General features: G+C 69.4%; 25 protein-coding genes and 1 other RNA gene. 8 read left to right on the top strand and 18 right to left on the bottom strand.

The window, feature by feature from the left end; all coding sequences use genetic code 11:
• Window positions 1-3: 3 nt before the first annotated feature.
• The 10 genes from V9G19_RS18125 to V9G19_RS18080 form a co-directional block, all read right to left on the bottom strand.
• Window positions 4-663: an MBL fold metallo-hydrolase gene (locus V9G19_RS18125; RefSeq protein ID WP_462286810.1), complete on the bottom strand. Its 660-nt coding sequence runs from the start codon at window positions 661-663 to the stop codon at window positions 4-6.
• A 29-nt stretch (window positions 664-692) separates the two neighbouring features.
• Window positions 693-1,074: RNase P RNA component class A (rnpB, locus tag V9G19_RS18120), an RNA gene on the bottom strand.
• A gap of 14 nt (window positions 1,075-1,088) precedes the next feature.
• Window positions 1,089-1,538 (bottom strand): Fur family transcriptional regulator, encoded by a 450-nt coding sequence (locus tag V9G19_RS18115; protein WP_462286809.1) that lies wholly within the window; start codon window positions 1,536-1,538, stop codon window positions 1,089-1,091.
• Window positions 1,525-2,472 carry a metal ABC transporter permease gene (locus V9G19_RS18110; RefSeq protein WP_462286808.1) on the bottom strand — a complete coding sequence of 316 codons (948 nt, stop codon included), beginning with the start codon at window positions 2,470-2,472 and terminating at the stop codon, window positions 1,525-1,527. Before V9G19_RS18110 ends, V9G19_RS18115 begins: the two co-directional genes overlap by 14 nt.
• Window positions 2,472-3,281: a metal ABC transporter ATP-binding protein gene (locus V9G19_RS18105; RefSeq protein ID WP_462286807.1), complete on the bottom strand. Its 810-nt coding sequence runs from the start codon at window positions 3,279-3,281 to the stop codon at window positions 2,472-2,474. The genes V9G19_RS18110 and V9G19_RS18105 overlap by 1 nt, the downstream gene beginning before the upstream one ends.
• The gene (locus V9G19_RS18100; protein WP_462286806.1) at window positions 3,274-4,206 is read right to left on the bottom strand and encodes a metal ABC transporter substrate-binding protein; all 933 of its coding nucleotides are present in this window, start codon (window positions 4,204-4,206) and stop codon (window positions 3,274-3,276) included. Before V9G19_RS18100 ends, V9G19_RS18105 begins: the two co-directional genes overlap by 8 nt.
• A 198-nt stretch (window positions 4,207-4,404) precedes the next feature.
• Complete coding sequence (locus V9G19_RS18095; RefSeq protein ID WP_462286805.1) at window positions 4,405-5,451, bottom strand: hypothetical protein; 1,047 nt, start codon at window positions 5,449-5,451, stop codon at window positions 4,405-4,407.
• Window positions 5,452-5,844: 393 nt separating this feature from the next.
• Entirely contained in the window at window positions 5,845-6,660 is an 816-nt protein-coding gene (locus V9G19_RS18090) for an ExeA family protein (protein ID WP_462283669.1), read from the bottom strand.
• Window positions 6,657-8,132 (bottom strand): DDE-type integrase/transposase/recombinase, encoded by a 1,476-nt coding sequence (locus V9G19_RS18085; RefSeq protein WP_462283670.1) that lies wholly within the window; start codon window positions 8,130-8,132, stop codon window positions 6,657-6,659. The genes V9G19_RS18090 and V9G19_RS18085 overlap by 4 nt, the downstream gene beginning before the upstream one ends.
• A gap of 87 nt (window positions 8,133-8,219) precedes the next feature.
• Window positions 8,220-8,654 carry a hypothetical protein gene (locus V9G19_RS18080; protein ID WP_462283544.1) on the bottom strand — a complete coding sequence of 145 codons (435 nt, stop codon included), beginning with the start codon at window positions 8,652-8,654 and terminating at the stop codon, window positions 8,220-8,222.
• A 522-nt stretch (window positions 8,655-9,176) separates the two neighbouring features.
• On the opposite strand from V9G19_RS18080, the gene V9G19_RS18075 reads away from it, so the two are divergent.
• Both V9G19_RS18075 and V9G19_RS18070 read left to right on the top strand, forming a co-directional pair.
• A complete protein-coding gene (locus V9G19_RS18075) occupies window positions 9,177-9,890 on the top strand; it encodes an IS110 family transposase (protein ID WP_462286804.1) in 714 nt (237 codons plus the stop codon).
• Window positions 9,891-9,907: 17 nt separating this feature from the next.
• Complete coding sequence (locus tag V9G19_RS18070; protein WP_462286803.1) at window positions 9,908-10,282, top strand: transposase; 375 nt, start codon at window positions 9,908-9,910, stop codon at window positions 10,280-10,282.
• 345 nt (window positions 10,283-10,627) lie between these two features.
• Here V9G19_RS18070 and V9G19_RS18065 read toward each other — a convergent pair whose 3' ends face one another.
• The 5 genes from V9G19_RS18065 to V9G19_RS18045 all read right to left on the bottom strand — a co-directional run bounded on the left by V9G19_RS18065 (window position 10,628) and on the right by V9G19_RS18045 (window position 16,311).
• Complete coding sequence (locus tag V9G19_RS18065) at window positions 10,628-12,133, bottom strand: IS1380 family transposase (protein WP_462286802.1); 1,506 nt, start codon at window positions 12,131-12,133, stop codon at window positions 10,628-10,630.
• A 279-nt stretch (window positions 12,134-12,412) separates the two neighbouring features.
• Entirely contained in the window at window positions 12,413-13,150 is a 738-nt protein-coding gene (locus V9G19_RS18060; RefSeq protein ID WP_462286801.1) for a transposase, read from the bottom strand.
• Window positions 13,151-13,277: 127 nt separating this feature from the next.
• Window positions 13,278-13,763 (bottom strand): hypothetical protein, encoded by a 486-nt coding sequence (locus tag V9G19_RS18055; RefSeq protein ID WP_462286800.1) that lies wholly within the window; start codon window positions 13,761-13,763, stop codon window positions 13,278-13,280.
• Between the two features lie 543 nt (window positions 13,764-14,306).
• Entirely contained in the window at window positions 14,307-15,788 is a 1,482-nt protein-coding gene (locus V9G19_RS18050; protein WP_462286799.1) for an RNB domain-containing ribonuclease, read from the bottom strand.
• A gap of 10 nt (window positions 15,789-15,798) precedes the next feature.
• Window positions 15,799-16,311 (bottom strand): winged helix-turn-helix transcriptional regulator, encoded by a 513-nt coding sequence (locus tag V9G19_RS18045; RefSeq protein ID WP_462286798.1) that lies wholly within the window; start codon window positions 16,309-16,311, stop codon window positions 15,799-15,801.
• A gap of 168 nt (window positions 16,312-16,479) precedes the next feature.
• Between V9G19_RS18045 and V9G19_RS18040 the strand changes: the two genes are divergently transcribed.
• The 5 genes from V9G19_RS18040 (at window position 16,480) to V9G19_RS18020 (ending at window position 20,717) form a co-directional block, all read left to right on the top strand.
• Window positions 16,480-16,986 carry an alpha/beta fold hydrolase gene (locus V9G19_RS18040; RefSeq protein WP_462286797.1) on the top strand — a complete coding sequence of 169 codons (507 nt, stop codon included), beginning with the start codon at window positions 16,480-16,482 and terminating at the stop codon, window positions 16,984-16,986.
• 264 nt (window positions 16,987-17,250) lie between these two features.
• Window positions 17,251-18,051 (top strand): hypothetical protein, encoded by an 801-nt coding sequence (locus V9G19_RS18035; RefSeq protein ID WP_462286796.1) that lies wholly within the window; start codon window positions 17,251-17,253, stop codon window positions 18,049-18,051.
• A gap of 40 nt (window positions 18,052-18,091) precedes the next feature.
• The gene (locus V9G19_RS18030) at window positions 18,092-18,844 is read left to right on the top strand and encodes a YaaA family protein (RefSeq protein WP_462286795.1); all 753 of its coding nucleotides are present in this window, start codon (window positions 18,092-18,094) and stop codon (window positions 18,842-18,844) included.
• A 140-nt stretch (window positions 18,845-18,984) separates the two neighbouring features.
• On the top strand, window positions 18,985-19,488 hold the full coding sequence (locus tag V9G19_RS18025) for a SigE family RNA polymerase sigma factor (protein WP_462286794.1): 504 nt from the start codon (window positions 18,985-18,987) through the stop codon (window positions 19,486-19,488).
• Window positions 19,485-20,717 (top strand): hypothetical protein, encoded by a 1,233-nt coding sequence (locus tag V9G19_RS18020; protein WP_462286793.1) that lies wholly within the window; start codon window positions 19,485-19,487, stop codon window positions 20,715-20,717. Before V9G19_RS18025 ends, V9G19_RS18020 begins: the two co-directional genes overlap by 4 nt.
• A 1-nt stretch (window position 20,718) precedes the next feature.
• On the opposite strand, the gene V9G19_RS18015 is transcribed toward V9G19_RS18020, so the two are convergent.
• The 3 genes from V9G19_RS18015 to metZ all read right to left on the bottom strand — a co-directional run bounded on the left by V9G19_RS18015 (window position 20,719) and on the right by metZ (window position 22,636).
• Window positions 20,719-21,147 (bottom strand): PIN domain-containing protein, encoded by a 429-nt coding sequence (locus V9G19_RS18015; RefSeq protein WP_462286792.1) that lies wholly within the window; start codon window positions 21,145-21,147, stop codon window positions 20,719-20,721.
• Window positions 21,131-21,364, bottom strand: coding sequence for an AbrB/MazE/SpoVT family DNA-binding domain-containing protein (locus V9G19_RS18010; RefSeq protein ID WP_462286791.1), 234 nt, complete (start codon window positions 21,362-21,364; stop codon window positions 21,131-21,133). The genes V9G19_RS18015 and V9G19_RS18010 overlap by 17 nt, the downstream gene beginning before the upstream one ends.
• A 72-nt stretch (window positions 21,365-21,436) precedes the next feature.
• Window positions 21,437-22,636 carry an O-succinylhomoserine sulfhydrylase gene (gene metZ, locus V9G19_RS18005; protein ID WP_462286917.1) on the bottom strand — a complete coding sequence of 400 codons (1,200 nt, stop codon included), beginning with the start codon at window positions 22,634-22,636 and terminating at the stop codon, window positions 21,437-21,439.
• Between the two features lie 264 nt (window positions 22,637-22,900).
• On the opposite strand from metZ, the gene V9G19_RS18000 reads away from it, so the two are divergent.
• The gene (locus tag V9G19_RS18000) at window positions 22,901-23,155 is read left to right on the top strand and encodes a hypothetical protein (RefSeq protein ID WP_462286790.1); all 255 of its coding nucleotides are present in this window, start codon (window positions 22,901-22,903) and stop codon (window positions 23,153-23,155) included.
• Window positions 23,156-23,243: the final 88 nt, after the last annotated feature.

Below are 23,243 nucleotides of genomic sequence, written 5' to 3'. Positions count from 1 at the left end.
AGGTTAGGCGGGAGCCGCGAACTCCCGCGACTCCCCGCCGCCGAGGTCGACGATCTCGGTGTCGGCGCAGCCAAGGTCGCGCGCCTGGCCGAGATAGATCCCGCGGCCATTGGCGGACAGCAGTCCGTCGTGAATCGGGATGGCGTGCCCGGCCGCGATCCGGCGCAGGAAGGCGGTCATCTCGCGGCTGAGCTGCCAGGGCGCATTGAGCGGGAAGAGCAGCACGTCGACGTCGCCGGGCTCCTCGGCGAGGGTGTCGCCGGGGTGATAGAGCACCGGCTCCCCCGCCGCCTCCAGCCGCACGCCGACGTTGGCGATGATCGGGATGGCCTCGTTGATCAGCGCGTGCTTGCTGCCGACCGGTGTGAGCGTCACTCCCCCGATCTGCCGGGTGCTCTCGTCGTGTCCGCTCGCCCCAAGGCCGAGGTCGGCGATCTTGGGCAGGGTCTCGGGGTCGGCGATCAGCCGGGCATCGGGATTGGCCGCCATCAGCTGCGGCAGCCGGTCCTTGTCATAGTGGTCGGGGTGCTGGTGGGTGATGATCACCGCGTCCAGGTCGGTGGCCGCCGACAGGTCCGGGGTGAAGACTCCCGGGTCGGTGAGGATGCGCGTGTCGGCCATCTCGATGAGGACGCAGGCATGGCCCAGGTGAGTGATCCGCATACGGACACACGCTAGCGAACGGCGGTGGTGAGAAGAGTCGGCCGATACGCCGGATTCTGTCCCCGGCCCACGTCGCCGCGCGCCGGGTGGCGATCATCCATCTAGGCCCGCCGTTGCCGGCGGGCTCGAGCGTCCTACCCGCGTGCTCGGACGGGCCGCCCTCAACCGCACGCTGCTCGGACTTGCTCCCGGTGGGGTTTGCCGAGCCGACCTGGTCACCCAGGCCGCTGGTGGTCTCTTACACCACCCTTTCACCCTGACCGCATCCGGCGGATGCCGCATGCGGCGGTCTGCTCTCTGTGGCACTGTCCCGCGGGTCACCCCGGGTGGCTGTTAGCCACCACCGTGCCCGGTGGAGTCCGGACGTTCCTCGACCCGGTTGCCCGGGGCCGCGACCGCCTGGCCGACTCTTCTCGGCGTTGATTCTACGACCCGCAGCCGGCGCAGGTGCCGAAGACCTCGACGACATGCTCGACGTCGGTGAAGCCGTGATCCCGGGCGACCTGCTCGGCCCAGCGGGCCACGGGTGGGTCGCTGACCTCCACGGTGCGGCCGCAGTCGCGGCAGACGAGATGGTGGTGATGTCGAGGGGTGGCGCACCGGCGATAGGCGGCTTCGCCGTCGGGCGTGCGCAGCACGTCCACGTCGCCGTCGTCGACCAGTCGCTGCAACGCCCGATAGACGGTGGCCAGGCCGATCGTCTCGCCGCGAGCGCGCAGGTCGGCGTGGATGTCCTGAGCGGTGCGGAACGTGTCCTGCTCGGTGAGGTAGGCGCGCAGCGTGTCGCGTTGCCGCGAGCGGCGCCGGGCGGGGGCCGCCGGGTCGGTGCCGGTCGCCGGGTCGGTGCCGGTCATGGGCGGATCAGTGCTGGTCATAGTGGCCTCCGTGGGCGGCGTGCCGCTCTCCGTCGTGCAGATAGTCGACGTGCCCTTCGTGCGTCAGCGCCTCGTGGCCGCAGCCGGGGCCATGCTCGTGCGGATGGTCGGGCAGTCCCCCGCGGCGCCGGTGAGCGGCCGCCCGCACCTGGGAGCCGACGACCGCGAGGAGGAAGAAGGCGATGGCGAGCAGGACGATCGTTCCGCCGGAAGGGGTGCCCGCGGCATACGAGAGAGCGACGCCGGCCACGCTGGTCGTGACACCGACCGCGATCGCCACGAGCACGGTGGCGCGGAAGCTCCGGGCGATCTGCTGGGCGGCGGCGTTGGGGATGATCATCAGCGCGCTGATCAGCAGCAGGCCGACGACGCGCATCGAGACCACGACGGTGACGGCGACGAGGACGGCGAGCAGGATGTTGAGCGCGAGGACGTGCATGCCGCTGGCGCGGGCATACTCCTCGTCGTTGCTGACCGCAAAGAGGCGCTGCCCGAGCAGCGCGATCGTGCCGAGCACGACGACCCCGAGGACGGCGAAGATCGCGAGATCCGTCCAACTGGTGGTCGTGATCGCGCCGAAGAGGTAGCCGGTGAGGTTGGCGCCGCGGCCGTCCGGCGCGAGGCTGATCAGCACGACCCCGCCCGCGATCCCCCCATAAAAGAGCACGGCCAGCGCGACATCGCCGCCGGTGCGCCCGCGGGCACGCAGCAGCTCGACGAGGACCGCCCCGGCGACCGCAGCGATGAGCGCGGTCCCGATCGGGCTGGTCGCGGTGAACACCCCGGCGGCGACCCCGGCGAGGGCCACGTGCCCGATGCCGTCACCGACCAGCGCGAGCCGGCGTTGGACGAGGAAGGTGCCGACCGCGGGCGCGGCCAGCCCGACGAGGAGCGCGGCCAGGAGCGCGCGTTGCATGAACTCCAGCGCGAGCATCAGCCACCGAGCCGGACATCGGGCGGCCACGAGGCCGGGGCGGGTCGATCCTCGTCGAGGTGGTGGACGTGCTCGTATGCGGCGCGATTGAGGCCCTCGAGCGCGCCGTGATAGGCGATCCGCCCCTCGCGGATCAAGGCCGCCCTGGTGACCAGGCTGGCGAGGGCGGTCAGTTCGTGGGTGACGATGACGAGCGGGACGTTACCGTCGGCGAGTCGCTGCAAGGTGGTGGCGAGGGCGGCTTGGCTGGCGGCGTCCACCCCCGCGGTTGGCTCGTCCATCACCAGGACGTCCGGCTCGCTGGCCAAGGCCCGGGCGATCAGGACGCGGCGCTGCTGGCCGCCGGAGAGTTCACCGACCGGGGCGCCGGCCCGGTCGCCGAGACCCACGACGTCAAGCGCCGCAGCGACGGCGTGCCGGTCGGCGGCGGTGGCGCGGTGAAGCAGCGGGCGGCGCGGCAACCGACCGGACGCAACGACCTCCTTGACGGTGGAGGGGATCGCGCCTCCGACGGTATGCCGTTGCGGGACATACCCGATCCGGTAGCGGTCCTTGAAGCGGGCGGCGGGGATGCCGAACAGCTCGATGGTCCCGGACAGCACGGGCGCCAGCCCCACGATGCCCTTGATCAGGGTGCTTTTGCCGCAGCCGTTGGGTCCGAGGATCGCGATGACGTCCCCGGCGCGGACGTCGAGGTTGAGGCCTTGGACGATGGGTCGCTCGCCGTAGCCGACGCTGACCTCGCGCAGCCGGATCGCGGGTGGGGACGGGCGTCCATCGAGTGCGTCGTGCCTCAGCGCGTCAGTCACAGCGCAGGCCCTTTTCCAGCGCGTCGAGGTTGGCGGTCATCACGGCCAGATAGTCCTTGCCGGCGGAGGTGTCGGTGATGCCTTCGATCGGGTCGAGGACGGCGGTTTTCGCACCGGTCTCGGCGGCCACCGTCTCGGCGACCTCGGGGCTGACGAGGGTCTCGTAGAAGATCGTGCCGACGTCGTAATCCTTGACATATTTGGCGACCTCGGCGAGGTGTTGCGCGCTCGGTTCGACGTCCGGGGAAAGTCCGGCGATGGCGACCTCGGTGAGCTCGTAACTCCGGGCGAGATAGCCGAAGGCGTCGTGGGCAGTGACCAGCTCCCGTGACCGGCAGCTGGACAGGATCCCGGCGACGTGCCCGTCGAGTTCGTCTAGGTCGGCGCGCAATTCGTCGGCGTTGGCGCTGTAGCTGCTCGCGCGGGCGGGGTCGATCTCGGCCAGGCGTGTGGCGACGGCATCCCCGACGTCGGCTAGCCGGGTCGGGTCGAGCCAAAAGTGCGGGTCGAGGCTGTCCCGATCTTCGGCGTGGTCCCCCTTGCCGAGGACCGGCTCACCGACGGGCTCCAGCTTGGCCGCGGGGACGACGTCGATAGCCTTGGCGGCGTCGACCTCCTGCTTGACCGCGTCGTCGACCGCGGGCTGGAATCCGGCCTGATACACAACGAGATCGGCGCGCGCTAGGCCGGCGACATCGGCCGGGGCCAGCTCGAGGTCGTGCGGCTCGCCGCCGGGCTTGGTCAGGTTGGCCACGCTGACGGCGTCGCCGCCCACGCGCTGGGCCACGAACTGGAGGGGATAGAAGCTGGCGACCACGGCCAGCGTGCCGTTCGGTTTGTCGGTCGGCTCGTCCCCGCCGCATCCGGTCAGCGTGAGCGCGACGATTCCGGCTGCCAGGCCGGCGGCAAGACGTAACCGCTTCATAGAATCATTATCAATAATGGAGGGTGCGGCGGTCAACTCCGCGGCGCCGAGGAACCGGGACGTCGAGGAACCGGGACGTCGAGGAACCGGGCCGTCAAGGAACTTCTGCTAGCACAAGTTCCTTGCTGCCCAATAGCTTGCAAGGTATTGGGAGGCCGACTAACGCGGATTTCCACGCAGGGGGTTCGGCGCAAGGGGTTAGTCGAGTTGGTAGCTGATGGTTCGGTTGCCGAGCCAGGGGATGGGGGTGTTGGTGGGTAGCTGGGCGGCGCGGAGGACTGGGGTGTAGGCGCGGCGTTCGAGTCGGACGGTGATGGTCTGGCTGGTGGTGGTGATGGTGCCGGGGGTTTCGAGGAAGCGTCGTTGGATGACGTCCGGGGTGATGGTGGCGTAGCCGGGTAGGCGGGCGCGGAGCGCGGCGAGCAGGGCTTGGGCGAGCACGGTGAGCATGATGTCTAGGTCCACGTTGAGGTTGACGGTTGAGGATAGGGCGTCGGCGCAGAATGCGCGGATGATCTCGGCGAGACGTTGGTCGATGGTCATCCGGCGGGCGTATCGGCTGACCAGTTCGCGGGTGGTTGAGGTGGTGTCGTTGGTGATGATGACGGTGGGTGCTTCCCGGCCGAGGCCGGTGACGATGAGTTGCCGGACGGTGGCGGGGTAGTCGGTCAAGGTGGTGTGGGGGTCTTCGTGGACGCGGGGTTTGTTGTGCGGGCCGGGCCGGTCCAAGGTGATGGTCTTGTAGGCGGCTGTGGGTAGGGCGTTGATGTGCCGCAGCAGCGCGGGTGAGCGCATCCGCAGGGTCAGGAATTTCACGCCGCGGGCGTCGAGTTCGCCGAGGACGCGGTGGGTGGTGACTTTCTGGTCCATGATCAGCATGGCCGGGTCGTGGCCGCTGGCGCTGGCCCAGTGGTCGCAGAACGCGATGAGTTCGCGGGCTTGGGTGGCTTTGGAGGTGTCGGCGTTGGCGTAGACCAGGTTGTGGGTGTCGGTGTCCTGGGCGAAGAACGTCAGCACGGACCGGGCTCGTTGGGAACGCTTGGGCACGTAGTGCTTTTCCAGGACGGGGTCGTGGCCCCAATGCATGACGGCGTGGAAGTCCAAGTCGAAGATGGCCTGGTCACTGGTGGCCAGCCCGTGGGCGATCATGGTGGTGTCCAAGGCGGCTAGGAACCGTTGCTGGTGGTCGTGGGCTAGCCGGTAGGAGTAGCTGGTCAGCGCGGACTTCTTGGGCAGTGCGGCCATCCCGGTCAGTAGGGCGGCGGCCGGGTCGGCGATCAGGTCGTCGACGTGGGAGACCCGTCGGGTGCGGGTCAGTTTGAGGGCTAGACCCTATGGGGGTTGGCGAGTGTTCCGGGTGTTCGGTCTCGGCAAGGTTCCATTCGCCGGCGCGGCTGATTGTCTGCCATCGCTTGTCGGTGTCAACGTCGTTCATGCTCGCTGCGCTGCGCGTGCTCCACGTTGACTCCTCTGGCGCGTTGGCAGGTTTGGCCCGGGTGTTGACCGTCGCTCATTCTGCGGATGGCGGCGTCATCGGGTTTGCCGATGGTCTGGGTGTGGAACGGCCCCGTCCGCGGTTGGCGGGCGGGGCCGTGGTCGGCGTGGTGACGGGGTGCTCGGCGTGGTGACGGGGGTTGGTTAGTCCGCGCCGGTTTCGGAGATCGCGATGCGGGCGGCTTTCTCGTCGACGATGTTGGTGTCTTTGGCGAATGCGGCCATCAGGGCGTTGACGGCGAGGTTGTTGATGGCGCGTGGGTATCCTCGGGAGGCGTTGTGGATCAGGGTGATCGCGTCGTTGCTGAAGAGGGTGTCGGTGCGTCCGGCGATCTTGACGTGGTGGGTGATGTAGTCGCTGGTTTCGTCGGGGGTCATCCCGGTGAGGGTGTATCGGACGGCGATGCGTTGGTCGAGGGCGGCGAGCACGCCGAGGCGGAGTCGTTGGCGCAGGGTGGGTTGTCCGACTAGCAGCGCGGCGAACGGGGCGCCGGAGTCCATGCCGTGGTTGGTCATCATGCGGACGGCTTCGAGTTGGGGGTTGTCGAGCAGGTGTGCTTCGTCGAAGACCAGGACGGGGGTGCGGCCGCGTTCGGCGTGTTCGGCGGCGAGGGCCTCGGCGGCTTGGGGGACCAGGGTGGCGGTGTAGAAGGTGGGGGTTTGCCCGAGGGCGGAGGTGATGTGGTGCAGCATGCCGCGGACGCCGACGGAGGGGTTGGGCAGGTAGATGACCACGTGTCGGGAGGTGTCCAGGGCGGCGGTGGCGGCGCGGATGGCGACGGTCTTGCCGGCGCCGACCTCGCCGGTGATCACCCCGAGGGCGTGTTGGCTGATGCACCAGTCGATGCGGGCCATGGCCTCGGCGTGCCCGGCGTGGCGGTGCAGCATCGAGGGGGCCAGGGACCGGCCGAACGGCATGGCCGTGAATCCCCAGTAGGATTGCAGGCGTTGGATACTCACCGGGCCGCGTCCTGCCGCGAGGTGGTGTCGGTGAGCATTTCATCGAGGGACAGTTGCCCGGGGATCTGCTCGGTGGTGGCTTCGGGGCTGTTGGCGTAGAGGGCGTGGAAGCCGATCCGTTCGTCGTCGGCGACGTGGGTGTGGTGGGTGTCGGTGAGCAGGTTCAGGTAGTTGATCCCGGTCGTGGCGGGGGCTGGTTCGGGGGTCTCGGGTCGGGCCTTGGGGTGGGTGTGTCGGGTGATCACGTGTGGGACGGCTTGGCCGTAGGAGCGTCCGCTGTGGCGGACCTCGATCTGTTCGAGGTTGAACGGGGAGAAGACGAGTTCGACCTTGCGTCCGACCAGGGCGGGTTCGACCTGGTAGGTGTTGCCGTGCAGGCTGATGGTGGCGGTCTTGGTGACGGTGCGCAGCTGGGACCATAAGAACGCCTCGGTCAACGCGTCCGCGGCTGGCATGGTCGGGCCGTGCCCGGCGGCCTGCCAGCCGTCGTTCCAGCGGGTCAGTGGGCTCTGACCGGTTTCGGAGTGCACCTGGTGGTGATAGAGCGACTCGACCCAGGCGGTGAACTGCGCGTTCAGTTCCAGCAGCGCCGCCGCGGCGGTGGTGGCCTGTTCGGCCAGGTCGGCGGCGCTGGTGTCGGGGACCTCGACGAGGAACTGCTCGCGTACGGTGCGGAAAAATCGTTCGATTTTGCCTTTGCCTTGGGGTCGGTGTGGGGTGGCGTGGATCAGCCGGATACCGAGCTTGGCGCAGGCTCGCAGCAGCCACGCATCGACGTAGGCCGAGCCGTTGTCGACATAGCAGGCGCCGGGCACCCCGCGGCAGGCCAACGCGCGCTCCAAGGCGACGGCCAGTCGGATCACGTCCTCGGCGAACCCGAACCGGTAGCCGACCACCAGGCGGGAGTGATCGTCCAAGAAGGCGAACAGGTAGGTCTTGCGCCCGCCGATCTTCGGCCCGTGCAACGCGTCCCCGACCCACCGCTGGTTCGGCGCGTCGGCCTCGTACCGGCCGAACACCGGCGCCTGCCCGGTCGCTGGGCCGATCAGCTCGTGCCGGTGGAAGAGCCGCAGCAGCGTCGACTCGGACGGGGAGTACCCCGAGGAAGCCCGCAGGATCCGCGCGACCTGCGCCGCTGTCCGGGCCGGGTTCTCCCGTTTGAGCGCGACCGCCAGCTCCAGCACCGCCGTGTCGATCCGGGAACCCGGCTGACGCAGCGAGGGCGTCAACGCCTCGAACCCGCCGGCGCGGTACCGGCGGATCCACCGATCCAATGTGTCCCGCGAGTAGGTGTGCTGCCCACCGAACGGGCCGACGTGGCTGCGGGCCGCGATCGCGCGCACCACCTTCCCGCGGGCCTTGCGCGACAAGCCCGGATCCAGGGCCGGACTAATCAGCTGGTAGCGGAACAACGCCACCAGCTGCGCGCGCTCACGCCGCTTGTGCGCCTCCTGCTCGGGTGTGCACTCCACGACAACTCCTCTGAAGCAAGGGGAATACCTGACCGCGGCACGGTCAGGGACAACCCTTACGACGATGCCGCCTGCCCGGGCCAGGCGTCAGGGGCAACTCGTGTTGCCGCCCCGCCCCGGCCAGACCGGCGGCCACCCCGGCGCCAACAGCCGACCACCGGAACAGGCGACGGCGACCTGCCAGCCCGTCACCGGGCCGAGCACCCCATCCCGGCCGAACCGGCCCGTGACCGCCTCGCTCGCCGCGGCCAGGGCAGCCAACAGGTCCCGCCACCGACACCCCTGCGCTTGGGGCACCACCCAGTCCACCCCGGCCAGGGCCGCGACCTGCAGCAACCACGACCGGACCGGGTCAAGCCGGGAGCCCATCACCCGCAGCCAGCCTCGGACCGTCGCCCCCGGCACCCCCAACGCCTGCCCGATCGGCCGGTGTCCCAACCCCCTCGCGCGAGCGGTCAGCGCGGCACCGACCACCCCGGCCGCGTACCCCCGCCGCAACAACAGCGTCACCGGCAACAGCACGTGCGTCAGCAAACACCCCGGACAGCGAGCCCGCCGCGGACGCACCACCGCCTCGATGCCATGCACCCGCCGCGGCCGCGCCCACCCCCACGGGCGCAGCTCTCCAGAACACCCCGGACAACCGATCTGTCCGGACACCAACCGCGACTCGACCCGAGCCTGATCACCTTCTACTGTGAGCACCGATGCCTCCGCGCATCCGGCACGGCCCTCCCGCGACGTCTTCCACGACACCTCACGCGCGAGGGCCGTGAACGTCCAATACCCCACCCATCTTGCCCGAGCCCGGCACAGTGATGGCGCCGAGGACCACGAACACCACACTCAAACCAATGCGACCGCCCGTCGGCAACCTCGATGACAGATCACGGCCCCCACGTCGTCACCCAGAGCGACGGTCAACACCCGGGTCCGGTGAGTGGATGATCTTGTGGGGGTTGTGGCCGGAGCCTCGCGTATGCCACAACTCGGGGATCACCTGGCCAGAAGGGCTGGCTGGTGGCCGATGGATAGGAGGCTCCGGTGTTTACCGAGCGTACAAGTCTTGGGTTGGATGTCCACGCCCGGTCGGTGCGGGCGGCCGCGATCGACACGAGGACCGGTGAGGTGATCGAGCGGGTGGTCTGGCCGCGGACCGTGGATGTGGTCGGGTTCGTCACGGATCTGACGCGGCAGCATGGTCCGGTGCTGGTGACCTATGAGGCGGGCCCGACCGGGTATGGCCTGGCGCGGGGGTTGCTAGCCGCTGGTCACCGCACGCAGGTGGCGGCTCCGTCGAAGTTGTTGCGTCCGAGCGGGGAGCGGGTTAAGACCGACCGGCGGGATGCGATGTTGTTGGCGCGGTTGGCCCGCAATGACGACATCGTCGCGGTGACCATCCCGACGCCGGCGCAGGAATCGGCCCGGGATCTGGTCCGGGCCCGCGAGGATGTCCGGGCGGCGTTGATGAGCGCCCGCCACCAGCTGTCGAAGTTGTTGCTGCGGCACGGCTATGTCTACCTGCAGGGCAAGGCCTGGACCGGTGGCCATGACCGGTGGCTGCGCCGGATCGGCACGCACGAGCTGGGGCTGACGGCGTGGGGACACGGGCCGCGTTCGATGATGGCTACACCGCGGTCACCCAGCTCCTGGCCCGCCGCGACCGGCTCGATGAGCAGATCCTGGCGTTGGCCGCGGACAGCGAGTACACCGCGATCACCCGACGGTTGGGGTGCCTGCGGGGGATCTCGACACTGACGGGGTTCGCGTTAGCGGTGGAGATCGGGGACTGGCACCAGTTGACCGGGTCCTCGATCGGCTCCTACCTCGGGCTGGTGCCGTCCGAGTCGTCCTCCGGCGCCAGCCGGGTCCAAGGAGGGATCACCAAGACCGGCAACAGCCACGCCCGGCGGCTGCTGATCGAGGCCGCCTGGCACCACAAGAAGGCCTACACCCCCGGGAAAACCATGCAGCAACGGTGGGCGCTGGCACCGGCCGTGGCCGCTGAACGCGGTGACGCCGGCAACCGGCGGCTGCACCGGTCCTGGCAGCGGATGACCGCACACAAGAAACGGCACACCGTCGCCAACACCGCCATCGCCCGCGAACTGGCCGGCTGGTGCTGGTCTTTGGCCACCATGGACACCTAACCGCACACCACGCCTCGTTCACGGAACACCCCTGGTGTCCGGGCAGCAGCGCGAGGAGAGAACCAGCGAACCTGCTATGAGTAACCCCGAGCCTTGCCGGGGCGACGCTCGACCCTAGACCAGCCGAGACTCTCCAGCCGAAACCAGGGCCCAGCGGTAACCAACCCGCGTATATCAGACCCGGATCCGCGAGTAGCTTGCGTGTGGGTTGGGCGGCCAGTGAACGGCGGATAGATTTTGTGTTGTGGCAGTGTGTTTTTGGGTGCGGGCAGCGCGGATGGCCCGGTGGCGCTCGGGTGGGCGGGTCTTCGGGGTCCTGGGTCGTCGGGACGGGGGATTCGCGGGTTAGGCCGCGGTGGGTAAGGCCCGGATCCGGGCCAGGACGGTGGGCAGGAGCTGGCGGTCGGGCGGCAGCCGCAGGATCAGCTGGCGGCCGTGGCGGACTATGCGGGCTGGGACGCAGAGCAGTTCGTGGCGTAGGCGGGCGCCGTGGGCGCGGTGACGCTGGTCGATCCCGGTCAGGGCTTGCAGCAGAACGGAGATGTTCCCGGCGAGCAGGGCAGCCCACATCCACACCGTGTTGATGGCGTGGTCGCCCGACGGCAGATGCCGCAGCGCGGCCCCGAGTTTGGCTTCCCGGATCCGGTCCTCAATGTCGGTGCGGCGGCGGAACCAGGACTCGACCTGCGTGATCGAGGCAACCGGTGCGGCCGCCTCACCCGGCTCCGCCGGCTCCGCCGGCTCGGCCGGCTCGGCCGGCTCGGTGGGGTTGGCCGGGTGGTCGTTGGCGGGGATATTGGTGACGATGAAGGAGACCGCGTGGGCGTGGGTGGCCGCGCCCTCCAAGGCGAGGGTGAGTTGGTTCTTCTCGATGGTGCGCCGGCGCCGTGAGCGGGGGTCGTCGGAGATGTCCTCGGCCTCGATGCGGACCCGGCGCACGATGGTGTACGTGTGCGGCGGCCACCCCTGCGGGGCGTAGTCGACCGCGGCGACCTGCGCGCCGGGCATCCCCTCCGCCGCACCCCAGGCGTCCTCGGGGATGGCGGCGTAGGCGCGCCACATCGCGGTGTTCCGTTTCGCGGCGATGGCGAAGTCACACCCGGCCGCCACCGCGGCGTGGGCCAGGTCGGCGGTGAAGTAGCCGGCATCCGCGCGCACCCGCAACCGATCCCAGTCGGCCGCGGCCGAGCGGATGTCCTCGGGGATCCCGGCCAGGACCCGGCGCAACAGGTCAGCGGCCCGGGGCCTCACATCCGCATTCCCCGCGAGCAACTCCGCGGCCAGGGTCAACCCGGCCTCGGCCCAGGTCCCCAGATGCGGACGGCCCGCGCGCTGACCGTGATAGTTGTAGGCCACACCCTGCTTCTTCGCCCCGTACACCTCCACATCGGTGGAATCCAAGTCCACCGTCACCGCCGCGGCCAACACCGCCCGGCGGGACGCCGGCAACAACCCGACCGCATGACCGGTCAGGTCCGCGACCGCACCCTCCAGGCCGGCCAGCTGCGCCGGCCCGAACCGGCGGGCCAACCCCGCCGCCGTGGTCGAGGCCAACACCGGCACCGCCGACAACGCGGACCCGGCCACATCCTGGCGCTGCCGGTCCAACGCGGCCAGCACATCCCCGCCGAGCAACTGGCACTGCGCCAGCGACACCAGCACCTGCCCGGCCGTCGCGCCCCGCTCCCGCTCCTTGATCGCACCGATCCCCCGGTCCAGGCGCCCGACCAGATCCAGCTTCTCGATGAACTCCGCGAGCGCTGCCACCCCCGAGATCCCGGTCAACGACGGATCCGGCGCGCCGATCCGCACCCGCTTCCGAACCCGGCCACGACCACGTACTCTCTTCACCGACAAGGTGCTTCTCCTCGCTGGCCAATCGAAGGCTTCGTAACCCCGATTCTCCCAGCAGGACAAGCACCTTCGTCACATCACACGCCGATCACCCCACCACTACTCGCGGATCCGGGTCAGACTGACCGCGCGTCGATTGACACGCTGTCTCCCGGCCACCACTTTCCGATGAACGACGAAGCGGGGTCCCCTCCGGCCAGAGAGGACCCCGCTTCACCCTGCCACTTGACAAACGGGCCCTACATAGAGGCTTATTCACGAGGCTAGTTTCAGGAATTATAGCCCGAGGACGGCGGTGATGGTTTGAGCGAATGTGTGGTAGGGCCGCCGGTAGTCGGTGTGGAGGATCCGCCAGGTTTTCAAATGCGCGATGGTTCGTTCGATGGTGGCGCGGATCGCGTTGAGTTCTTTGTTGAATTGCTTCCGGTCGTCGGTGAGTTCTCCACCGGGTGGTTTCTTGATCGGGGTGATCAGGCCGGCGCCGATATAGCCTTTGTCGGCGACGATGGTGAGGAGGTCCTCGGTGTCGAGGACTCCGTGGGTGCGCAGGGCGGTCAGGTCGTGGGTGGACCCGGGAAGGGGATCGGAGACCCACAGCAGCCGGCCGGAGAGGGTGGCGGCGATTTGGACGTTGACACCGGTGGTGTGGTGTTTGCCGGAGTACAGGTCGGGGATGTCGGCCCAGGACCAGCACGGGAGCAGGGTTCCGTCGATGATCAGGGGGACGTCGGGGTCGAGGTCGTCCGCGACCGGGATCCAGTCGGCGGTGGCGTCGGCGAGGGCGGGGGTCATCGCGGCGACGGTCCGCGAGATCGTGGGCTGGGAGGTGGCGTACCGGTCGGCCAGGTCTGCTTGGGTGCTGTTTCGCCGCAAATAGGTCATGGTGATGATGATCGACTTTCGCAGCCCCAGCGACGGTGGGTAAGCCACTGGATATCCCGCGTTCTGCAGGTCGCGGATCAGGAGGACGAGACGGCCGATCTGGCCCCTGGTGAAACCGGTGGTAGCATACATTCGCGACAGTCCGTTCTGGAGTGTTTGAGTGTGCTAACCCAATTCTCTCTAAGGGCGGGCTGTCGCTTTGTTAGGCGCTCCGGTCAGAATGTCGCGTTTGTATTACGTTCCTCCCCCTGAATAAGCCTCATATCAGCAGGGTCAGCACCCAGGAGATGGCGGGAATGATCCGGGTGCCGGGGTAGCCGGCCTGCTTGACTAGGTCGGGAAGGTCCAAGGTGGCTAGGTCGGGCAGCACCAGCAGCAGCCCGGCGCGGGTGGACTCGAGGCGTTCGGGCCAGGCCGACAGGTCGATGACTCGGGCGGGGGGCAGGTGGGTGTCGCGGCCTGGGGTGGCCGGGTTGATGCTGGCCTCGGGTTCGGGTCGTCGCAGGAGTCGGCCGAACCCTTCTTCGGCGAGGATCTCGGCGACCCCGGTGCGGTTGAGCGGGGTGGCTTCGGTGGCCAGCCGGGCGGAGATCTCGTAGGTGGACAGGCCCTGGCGGCGCAGTTCGATGACCCGGGCGCGGGCGCGGTCCTTGGCCGGCGCGGTGCCCGCCGCCGGGCCGGGTTTGCGGGGTGGGGCGAACAGGGTTAGCTTTCCGGCCTTGTATTGGCGGACCAGGTCGATCATCGCCCAGCGGGTGTAGCCGTAGCGGTCGCCGGCCTGCTGGTAGGTCAGGCCCTCGACGTAGTAGGCGCGGATCGCTTCGTAGCGGCGTTGGTTGATCTGGTCGGGCGCGGTGAACGCTTCCGCTCCAGGTCGTTGAGGTGATTCCGCTGCTATATGCCGATGATGTCAGATCATCTGTTGTCGACGAGGGCGACGCGCTGGAGCTGGATTCGTCTGTACTGGTGATAGTTCGGCTGTCTGGTATCGCTGAGCGCGTCACTTCTTGATCAGCAGTTCACACACCGGGACGGTGCATGACAGCATGACCGACACAACTATCGACTCCCACGTGGGCGTAGCGGGATCCCGCGATGGGCCTGACCTGCAGCGTGGTTTCCATCCGCACCTGATCAATCCGCCTCGCTCAGGTATTGAGGTCAACCGGCCACCTGGAAATCCGCGCTAACTGCTGCTAGCAGAAGTTGCTCGGCCGGGGCGCTCGGCCGGGGCGCTCGGCCGGGGCGCTCGGCCGGGGCGCTCGGCCGGGGCGCTCGAGCGGGGCGCTCAGCGGGGCGCTGCGGTGGCGTTTGCAATGATCTCGAAGCGCACGACGCCGGTCTCGACGTTCGCCTCGACCAGGCGGGCGGCGACCAGGTCCCCGACCGCGACGCGCACGGCGGTGCCAGCCTGGGCGACCACGGCGGGCTCGGTCAACTGCACCACCCAGCGGCCCTTTTGGCCCTGGTCCACCACCACCGCGGGAAACGACTCGCCCACCCGGTCGCCCAGCACCGCCGCCTCGACCGCGTCGGTGCTTGCTCGCTCGACGCCGCTCGCCGTCCGGCCCGAGGCCGCCATGATCTCGGTCAGGCTGGCCAGGGCTTCGCGCGCCCACGCGGGGATCTCGCCGCCCGACGAAATCGCTTCCGCCACAGCAAGTCCGAAGCGATCCACCAAGCGCCGCAGCGGAGCGGTGACGTGGGCATAGATCGTGGCTAGCGCGCCGTGCTCCGGGTGCTCGGGCACCGAGCCGTCGAAGGCGGCATACGAACTGCCGCGGAAAAGCGCGGTGGCGTCATAGATCAACGCGAGGTGCTTGGGGTTGGTGCGATCCAGGCGGCGCAGGAAAGCACCATACGGCTCATCGGGCAGCCACTCGATCCCGAGCGCCTTGGCCTGGCGGCGGAACCGGTCGACCGCCTGCGGGTCGGGCGCGGGCAGGGTGCGCAGGATGCCGATCTTGGCGCCGACCATGAGTTCGGCCGCGGCCATGCCGGTCATCAGCGAGATCTGGGCGTTCCACTCCTCGGCAGGCAGCGGCGGGCGGAACCCGAGGACGAAATGCCCGGCCTCGTCCTGGGTGACCTGCTGCTCGGGCATCGGCAGGCTGGCGCCACCGCGGCGCTGCTCGAAGCGAATCCGCCTCTCCCCCACCTCTTTCAGCAGCATGAGGCGCTCGTCGTCGGTGCCCTCGTCGATCAGCTTCTGGACCTGTTCATAGTCCATCCGATCGACGCTCTTGACCCGCGCCCGATAGACCCTGACCGCGGTGCCCTCGCCGTCGTCCTGGACATGCATATCCCACATGTATGCCGCGCGCTCCTGTCCCGGCAGCAGGCTCGCCGCCGCTTCACTCACCGAGGGTGGGTGCAACGGGACGCGCTGGTCGGGGGCATAGATCGTCTGACCCCGCTTGCGGGCCTCGCCGTCGATCGCCTGGCCAGGCGCGACGAAGGCGGGCAGATAGACGATCGCGTAGCGGACCCGGAAGCCGTCACCGTCGCGCTCGATGTGCAGCGCCTGGTCGAGGTCCATCGAGCCGGGCGGGTCGATCGTCAGGAAGGGGATCGTGGTCTCGTCACGCTCGGGCCAGTCGATCGGCTGCGCCGCGACCGCGTCGGCCTCGGCCAGCGCCTCGGGCGGAAACGACTCGGGCACAGCGAATTCGCGCCGGGTCGCCGCGAATCGCGCTCGCAGCCGGTCGTCCTGGAGGACGTCGGCGAGGCCCTCGTCGCTGTAGCGCACCCGCACCCGTTGCTCCGGCATACGGCCAAACCTATCCGGACCCGGCGACGCGGTCGTGGGCCGCGGCAAGTTGGTGGACGACCCCGGACGGCGACGGTGGCCGGCCGTGCACGTGTTCGTCGCGCAGTTCGTCCATGAACGCCTGCCACGTCGTCGGCCCACCCTGGGCCAGCAGTTCGGCCCGGATGCGCAACTCGGGGGTCGTCGGCAACCACCGCGCGCCCCAGGCGCCCAGCTCGGCGAGCACGGGCACCAGCTGGATGGCGGGCTCGGTGAGACGATAGGTCACCTTCTGCTTGTGCGACGGGTCGGGAGTGCGGGAGAGCAGCCCGGACGCGACGAGCTTGGCGAGCCGGTCGGCCAGAATGTTCGAGGCGATTCCCTCAAGCGACTCAGTGAGCAACTCGCGGAAGTGTCGGCGTGGGCTAAAGATGATGTCGCGCAGGACGACCAGGCTCCAGCGGTCACCCAGGACCTCCATGGTCATGTTGATCGGGCAGCCCGAGCGGCCCGGAGGAAGCGGCAGCCACTCTGATTGCGACATGCAACCAGAATAGGCTAGCGTCATACCTGGTTGCATAACGCAATCAGATTCGGAGGTTCGGCATGCCAGGCTCATCTACTCGATGCTCGTCTCCTTGGACGGCTTCACGACGGCCGAGGACGGCGGGGTGGTTGCCCTCCGCCACGGGGGGCAGGCGGTGAATGCGACGTGACCCGGCTGCTATTCGTGCACGGCGCCGGCGGCTACGCCGAGGACGGGTCCCTGGCGGCCGGGATCGCCGCGCAGCTCGGCGCCGACCTGGTGATGCCCCGGATGCCCAACGAGGACATGTCGCTCACCGCCTGGTCCGAGTCGGTGCGCAGCGCCCTGGCCACCCTCGATACCGCCGATGTCCTTGTCGGACACTCCTTCGGTGCCTCCGTGCTCCTGCACGTGCTCAGCGGGATGGCCACCGCTCCCCGGCGGGCGGTGCTGCTGGCCATGCCGGACTGGGGCCCGGACGGCTGGGACGTGACCGAGTATGCCGTGACCGGACCGGAGCCGAACGCCACACTGACGCTGCACCACTGTCGCGACGACGACGTCGTGCCGTTCGACCACCTCGCGCGCAACGCGGCCCGGCTGCCCTCGGCCACAGTGCGCCAATACCCGCGCGGCGGCCATCAGTTCGCCGGGCTGTCCGACGCGATCGCCGCGACCGCCCACGCAAGCTGAGCACGTCCGCCAACTTCGATGCCCGATGGGTCGCTCACTCCATTGCGCACGCACGGAGCCGGGAGGACGCTCAGAAGCACGGGCACAGCGACCCGGCGGTGCCCTGGAGAGAAGGGAAATGCCATGCGGAGAATCTCGCTCACCGCTGCAGCGGCAGTCGCGTTGCTGCCTACCGCGATGCTGCCAGCAGCAGCTCAGTTCGCCTCGAGCCCGCGAGCCGGAACGACCGCAAGCGCGGAAGCCTGCACCGGCATGACTTGGTCGATGCGCTACCAGCACGAATACCGCGGTCTGGGCTTCCCCTGGATTCGGCCCGACTACCGCACCGACGCCGTGGCCGGCGACACGCCCTGCACGACGACCCTGCCGGTCATGTGCGCGGTCGCTGACGTGCCGAAGCCGACCTGGTGGACCTCTCAGTGGCCGGCCTGGTCAGGCAAGAAGCTCCGCGCGTCCTATGCGGTGCCCGGCACGTCGTTGACGAGCCGGGCAGCCGCCGATCGGGTCTGCAAGAGCAGGTTCGGCGAGAACGCGCGCATGGCCGAAGCTCACGAGAACGGGACCGACGGGTCCGGCTACTTGGGTCAGGGGAACCCGATGACGATGTGGGTCTCCATCGACGACCAGCGGGCCAACCCGTGGAACACGACCACGGGCCGGGCCTTGACCTGGGCGGTCGCAGCCAACGAAACCAATTCGGACTACGTCCGCGTGATGACCTGGAAAGGCCGTGGGGCCCACTACGGCGACACTCTCGTGACGAACAAGCTCCCGGTGCTGTGCTTCCACCGCACCGGCGAGAGCGAGCCCCCCGGGCTGCACGCGTATTACCCGGCGGAGACGAACTCGTGGTCCAGGGGCGACTATGCGGCCAGCCGCGAGGTGGTCGGCGCCTCCCTGATCAGCCTGGCCAGCGCCAATGCCGTCTGCTCGGCGCAATTCGGGACCGGGTGGCGGATGGCCGAGTTCCACGACGCCTGGGGCTGGTATGCCTGGGGCGCGACCAAGAACCTCGGCCGGGCCTGGGTCGCCAACGACCAGACCAACGCCAACCCCTGGGACTGATCTGATCCCGATACTGACCTGATCCTCCTACAGTGGCGGCGTGCTCATCCTGTTGCCGCCCTCGGAGACGAAGTTCCGGCCGAAGCGGGGCGCACCGATGCGGATCGAGGCGCTGTCCTTCCCTGAGCTGACCGGCCGGCGCGAGGAGATCGTCGACGGGCTCATCGAGGCCTCGGCACTGCCGGATGCGCTGCGGGTCCTGGGGGTGCCGTCGACGCTGGGCGCCGAGGTGGACGCCAACCTGCGCCTGCGCTCGGCCCCGGCACGCCCGGCCATCGAGGTCTATACCGGTGTCCTGTATGACGCGTTGGCCGCCGCGACGCTATCCGCCGGCGGCCGGCGGCGGTTGGCCAGGCGCGTGGTGATCTCCTCCGCCATGTATGGCGCCCTGCGGCCAGGTGACCGGATCGCGCCCTACCGCACCGCCATCGGCGCCGAACTCCCCGGCGTCGGCAAGCTGTCCACGCGCTGGAAGGAGTCCCTCGACCCGGTGCTCTCGGCTGCAGCCGGCCCCGGGCTGATCATCGACTGCCGTTCCGGCTGCTATGCCGCCACCTGGACTCCCCGCGGCCCGCTCGCCGAACGCTGGGTCGCCGTCCGCGTTCCCGGGGCGAGCCACATGGCCAAGCACACCCGCGGGCTGGTCACGCGCGCATTGTGCGAGTCTGCGGGTGACCCTCGCCGGCCGGCCGGCCTATTGCCCCTGCTGGAGAATGATTTCCGCCTGGCCCTGCACGAGCCGGAACGCCCGGGCCGCCCGTGGGTCCTGGAAGCCACCGCTCGCGCAACATGAACCTCGCCGACCCCGGGGTGACCTGCAACAGGTGAGGTATACGGCACCTTCTGCAGGACGGCCTCGGCCCGCCGGCGTCGACCTCCGACCGAGTGCAACGCGGCAGCCGGCTGCGGCGTGAGTAGGGCATGGTGACCGGTGTGAGCGAGGTCGACTACGAGCCGTGGGTGCGCGCCCGGCTGCCCGATCTGCTCCGGTTCGCCTATCTGGTCACCGGCAACCGGGAGAGCGCGCAGGACGCCGTCCAGACCGCGCTCGCCGGCACCTTCGCGGCGTGGCCGCGCCTGTCCCGCGAGGGCGACCCGGCGGCATACGTGCGGCGGGCGATCGTCAACGCCCACGTCTCCGGCTGGCGGCGCTTCGGCAAGCGGCAGACGCCGGTCGCCGAGGTCCGCGCCGACACCGTCACGCCCCACCACACCGCACCCGGCCACGCCGAACACATCGCCGAGCACGACGCCGTCTGGCGGATGTGCGCGGCACTGCCGCCCAAGCAGCGGGCGGCCGTCGTGCTCCGGTTCTACGAGGACCTCGACTATGCCCAGATCGCCGCGCTCCTCGGCTGCCCGGAGGCGACCGCCCGCTCGCACATCCGCCGCGCGTTGATCCGGCTGCGGACCGAGTTGACCCAGGACACCCCATGACCAAGCAGCCGTATGCCGATGACGACCTCGAGCGGATCACCCGCGCTGGCCTAGCTCACCACGCCCAGAGCGCGCCGGTCGAACTGCCTGCCGCACAGGGTGATTCGACCTCGACGACCCGCGACCGCGCCCGCCGGCGCTGGCTGCTGCCCGCGGCCGCCGCCGTGGTGGCGCTGGCGGTTCCGGTCGGCTACCAGCTCGCCCGCGGTGGCGGATCCGACGCGGGCACTCCCCCGCTCGCCGGCGGCCCCTCGACGGCCACGTCCGCCTCGGCAACCGCCTCGTCGAGCCCGTCAAGCGACGCGCACCGGACCATCGGGACAGGGGCGCGGCCGAGCGGCATACCGGCGAATTGGCGACCGGAATCCTATGACGGAGTGCAGCTTTGGGTCCCTCCGACCTGGGGTTGGGGTGGCGCGCCGATGCGCGCCGACTGGAACGGCGACCAGCCACTGGACTGCTCCGGCGGCCGGGCGTTCACGATCCCCGGGAGTTCGGACTACGAGTTCGTGCCCGACACCCCTTATGTCGGACGGCCGGTGATGATGACCGACGCCTGCGGGGGCTCTCTTGAGGCGCGGCCGAGCGTGGAGGCGGTGTGGTTCGACGCCGCCGGGATCGAGCCCGGAACCCAGACGTATGCCGACGGCGTCGTCCGCGAGACCCGCATCATCGGCGACGTCACGGTCAGCGTCTTCAGCTCGGATCCCGCTCTGCGCGAGCGGATTCTGGGCTCGGCGCAGCGGGTCGACATCGACGCCAACGGCTGTCCCACGAGCCCACCGAACCAACAGGTCGATTCGACCTGGACCGAGGGACTGGAGCCCAGCGCCTTGTCGGTGTGCGTCTACTCCAACACCGGCGCCACCCTGCTCTGGTCCGGGCAGGTCGGCGCGGATCGGGCCACCGCGTATGCAGCGGCGGTCGGCCTCGGAACGGCGGGGGCCCATCGCGCGCGACCCCCGGAGCGCTGGACCGGAGATCAGGACGCCGTCTATCTCGGACTGCGCTCGTTGGGCGCCGCGGACGACAACCGGGTCAGGTGGGATCGATACTCCCCCACCAGCATCGTTTCACCGGATGGGAAGTCGGTCGTCATGACCCCGGCCACAGTCGCCAACACCGCGCCGTGGGCCAAGGACTCCGGCGGCGTCAAGGCCTATGTGGTCGGCGGCGGCGCGGACATCGAGCCGGCGGTGCAGAAGTTCTTCCGCGGCATCCTCGGCTGATTCAGGCGCCGAAGGCAAGGAGCTCGAAGGCAATTCCCAGGCTGGCGTAGGTCGCGGCGGCTCGGCGGTCAGCGCTCAGCAGAAGGACTTGATGGCTGGCGGCGGCGAGAGCGACCAGCCCGTCATAGACCGCGCCGCCCACGATGCCCGAGCTTTCCAACCGCGACAGGGCCCTGATGGCGCTGTCCGGGTCGAGGTGAACCGTGGCCGGGAAGTCCCGCTCGATGACAATACGGGCGACGTGGGCGCTCAAGCGATGCGGCGGGGGCAGCCGCGTGAGCACGGAAAAGGTCTCGAATACGGCGTGGCCACTGAGGCCCAAGTTCAGGCCGCGCGTTCTCGCCAGCGCGGCCAATCTAGCCTCGTGCTCGGGGATGATCAACGCCAGGGCGACGCTGGAGTCGAGGACAAGGTCAGCGCTGGTCGCCAAGGCGCAGGTCCCGGAGGATGTCGACCGTCAGTTTCGGGCCCGGATGGGCCAAGACGAGAAACCCGTCCTCCTCGACCACCTCGTCGGTCGCGATCGCCTCGATGATCACGGCAGAACCCACGACCCGCACTTCTACTTCCCCAGCAAGCAGCCCCACGCTCGCGCGAAGCTCACGTGGGATGACAATGCGCCCTGCCTTGTCAATGGTCGTCCGCATACCAGCAGGCTACCAGCGGACTGCCACGCACGACGAGCGAGATCAGCTCGGCCGGCCGCGACGCCGTCATCTTCAAGGGCAGCAAGCAGCGAAAGCCTGCGCGAGGTCGGCGATGATGTCCTGCGGGTCTTCCAGGCCCACCGACAGCCGGCACGTGCCGGGCTCGATTCCGAGGGCCAGGCGGGCGTCCTCGGCGATCCGGGAATGCGTCGTGGTCGCCGGGTGGGTGATCAACGACTTGGAGTCGCCCAGGTTGTTGGAGATGTCGACGATCCGCAGCGCGTTGAGCGCGGCGAAGGCGCCGGCCTGGTCGGTGTCGAGGGTGAAGCTGACCACCGTGCCGCCGCCGGTCATCTGCCGCCGGGCCAACTCGGCCTGCGGGTGGGAGTCGAGCCACGGATAGAACACCCGGGTCACCCCCGGCTGCGCCTCCAGCCACTGGGAAACGGCACAGGCGTTGGCGGCCTGCTTGGCCATCCGCAGGTCGAGCGTCTCCAGCGCCTTGACGAGCACCCACGCGGTGAACGGCGACATCGCCAGCCCGAGGTTGCGGATCATCGGCCGGGCGACGGTGCGGACGAATTCGTCGCTCCCCAGCACCGCCCCGCCGAGCACCCGCCCCTGGCCGTCGATGTGCTTGGTCGCCGAATAGACCACGACGTCCGCGCCGTGCTGCAGCGGCGCCGAGAACGCCGGCGTGCCGAAAACGTTGTCCACCACCACGGTCGCCCCGGCCGCGTGCGCCAGCTCCGCGACCGCGGCAATGTCGACCAGCTGCATCGTCGGGTTGCTCGGCGTCTCGAAGAACACAGCGGTGGTCGGCACCGACAGCGCTTCCCGCCAGGCCTCCAGGTTGGTGCCGTCGACGAAGACCGCCTCGACCCCCCACCGCGGCAACACCTCGGCACAAATCGTGTAGCAGGTCCCGAACAGCGCGCGCGCCGCGACGATCCGGGCCCCGGCCGCGCACAGGCCGCCGAGCGCGGCAAAGACCGCCGCCATCCCCGTCCCGGTGGCGTATGCCGCTTCCGCGCCTTCCAGCAGCCGCAGCCGCTCCTCGAACATCGCCACGGTCGGGCTGCCGTAGCGGCTGTAGGAGAAGCGCTCGATCTCCTCCTTGAACGTCGCCTCGGCCTCCTCGGCGCTGCCGTAGACGAACCCGGAGGTAACGAACATTCCCTCCGCGGTCTCCCCGAACTGGCTGCGCATCAGCCCGCCGCGCACGGCGAGGGTGTCGCGACGCTGCTGACCGGGCCCAGGATCGGTGGACATGCCGTCGAGACTAACCAGCGGCATACGGCCGGGAACATCGGATATCCGCCAACCGGACACGCCTGTATGTGCGAGAGCCTGCGGCCGCGCAGGTTCCCGACATCCCGCTGAGGGTGGCGCACGAACCGTTCCGGCCCCCCCGAGAACGGTCCATACTGTGCCTGCTCCCGCCATGCCCGCTGACAGGCGCAGCCGGCTGCGCGGCCCCGCAGAACGTGATCGAGACAAGGGAGTGCAGTGCGAAGCACACGCAGCACACCGGCAGTGGGCGTCGCCTTCGGAGCGATCCTCGCGCTCACGGGCGCAGTTCCGGTGATGGTCGGCGCCGCCGCGGCACCCTCAGGCCCGCCCGCCGCGAACGTCGACGCGGGGCTTGGCCGGCGTGCCGGGGCCGTCACGGTCGGCTCGGGAGAATTCGTCGGCGGGGGAACCATCCACGCCCTCGTTCGTGCCGGCGATACTGGCACCCTCGTCGCTGCGGCGACGGCCAAGGGTTTTATCGATCGACCGACGGCGTGACTTCCCGGCGACCTGGCGCTCTCGGATGACGGGCGCAGCTATGTCGCGACCAACGGACAAAGGGTCCAAGGCATCACCAACAGCCGCC

Source organism: Nostocoides sp., from assembly GCF_037045025.1.
In the GTDB taxonomy this organism is placed as follows: domain Bacteria; phylum Actinomycetota; class Actinomycetes; order Actinomycetales; family Dermatophilaceae; genus Nostocoides_A.
Note: the sequence above shows the minus strand (reverse complement) of the source record. Positions and strands in the feature narration are given on the sequence as shown.

Excerpts from the sequence above, each read along its gene's own strand:
- V9G19_RS18060 (WP_462286801.1), bottom strand. The coding sequence starts at position 13,150 with ATGTATGCTACCACCGGTTTCACCAGGGGCCAGATCGGCCGTCTCGTC.
- V9G19_RS18125 (WP_462286810.1), bottom strand. The coding sequence starts at position 663 with ATGCGGATCACTCACCTGGGCCATGCCTGCGTCCTCATCGAGATGGCC.
- V9G19_RS18115 (WP_462286809.1), bottom strand. The coding sequence starts at position 1,538 with ATGACCAGCACTGATCCGCCCATGACCGGCACCGACCCGGCGACCGGC.
- metZ (WP_462286917.1), bottom strand. The coding sequence starts at position 22,636 with ATGTCCACCGATCCTGGGCCCGGTCAGCAGCGTCGCGACACCCTCGCC.
- V9G19_RS18045 (WP_462286798.1), bottom strand. The coding sequence starts at position 16,311 with ATGTCGCAATCAGAGTGGCTGCCGCTTCCTCCGGGCCGCTCGGGCTGC.
- V9G19_RS18100 (WP_462286806.1), bottom strand. The coding sequence starts at position 4,206 with ATGAAGCGGTTACGTCTTGCCGCCGGCCTGGCAGCCGGAATCGTCGCG.
- V9G19_RS18110 (WP_462286808.1), bottom strand. The coding sequence starts at position 2,472 with ATGCTCGCGCTGGAGTTCATGCAACGCGCGCTCCTGGCCGCGCTCCTC.
- V9G19_RS18095 (WP_462286805.1), bottom strand. The coding sequence starts at position 5,451 with ATGGCCGCACTGCCCAAGAAGTCCGCGCTGACCAGCTACTCCTACCGG.
- V9G19_RS18055 (WP_462286800.1), bottom strand. The coding sequence starts at position 13,763 with ATGATCGACCTGGTCCGCCAATACAAGGCCGGAAAGCTAACCCTGTTC.
- V9G19_RS18050 (WP_462286799.1), bottom strand. The coding sequence starts at position 15,788 with ATGCCGGAGCAACGGGTGCGGGTGCGCTACAGCGACGAGGGCCTCGCC.
- V9G19_RS18035 (WP_462286796.1), top strand. The coding sequence starts at position 17,251 with ATGCGCTACCAGCACGAATACCGCGGTCTGGGCTTCCCCTGGATTCGG.
- V9G19_RS18020 (WP_462286793.1), top strand. The coding sequence starts at position 19,485 with ATGACCAAGCAGCCGTATGCCGATGACGACCTCGAGCGGATCACCCGC.
- V9G19_RS18010 (WP_462286791.1), bottom strand. The coding sequence starts at position 21,364 with ATGCGGACGACCATTGACAAGGCAGGGCGCATTGTCATCCCACGTGAG.